The 265-nt window shown below is 70.2% G+C and carries 1 protein-coding gene; it reads left to right on the top strand.

The features are described 5' to 3' along the window. Positions 1 to 265 (top strand): lytic murein transglycosylase (locus tag HKX41_11860; GenBank protein NNC24829.1); only part of this gene is annotated, 265 nt, incomplete at both ends.

Below are 265 nucleotides of genomic sequence, written 5' to 3'. Positions count from 1 at the left end.
CTTCGTGCGGGTGATCGCGCACGAGTACGCCCACATCCAGCAGCCCGCTGCCGCGCTGGAATTGCCGCCGGGAGACCCGCGCGGCAACGTGCGGCTGATGTCGCTGACCGAAGGCGCGGCGGAGTTCGTCGCCGAGCTGATCGCCGGCGGCGTCGCCAACCCCGGCCTGGCGGTGCGCGTGCGCGGCCAGGAGAAAGCGATCGGCGAAGCGTTCCTGCGCGAGCAGGACAGCACCGACTACAGCCAGTGGATGTACAACTACCGC

This window comes from Salifodinibacter halophilus (genome assembly GCA_012999515.1).
Taxonomy (GTDB): domain Bacteria; phylum Pseudomonadota; class Gammaproteobacteria; order Nevskiales; family Salinisphaeraceae; genus Salifodinibacter; species Salifodinibacter halophilus.
This window is presented reverse-complemented; position numbering and strand designations above follow the sequence as displayed.